The organism is Pseudomonas sp. SIMBA_067, from assembly GCF_046534675.1.
Taxonomy (GTDB): domain Bacteria; phylum Pseudomonadota; class Gammaproteobacteria; order Pseudomonadales; family Pseudomonadaceae; genus Aquipseudomonas; species Aquipseudomonas putida.
Genome location: NZ_JAWRYH010000970.1, coordinates 1 through 251, shown reverse-complemented (window position 1 = coordinate 251; position 251 = coordinate 1). Strand labels below are relative to the sequence as shown.

Below are 251 nucleotides of genomic sequence, written 5' to 3'. Positions count from 1 at the left end.
AATCATGTCATGAATTGGATTTAAGCCTAAACCCCATTCATTGCGCATTGTGGTGGCTACACCTTCTAGTTGCTCATATGAATCAATCACATCAGGTAATGTACTTGGTAGTGAAAATGGCGTAATAGGTTTAATCGAGTCTGGATAAAAGTTTAAAAGCTCTTGCCAGCGCTCAGCCTGATCTAAAACATCACCATTTATACGATCTAAAATTTTCTGTGGTGTGCTTGCACGCTTACGATATTCCACAC

At 39.4% G+C, this 251-nt stretch carries 1 pseudogene; it reads right to left on the bottom strand.

Annotation, left to right across the window (positions count from 1 at the left end):
- Positions 1-251, bottom strand: a pseudogene (locus tag SB765_RS32100) (transcriptional regulator); the annotation flags it as partial.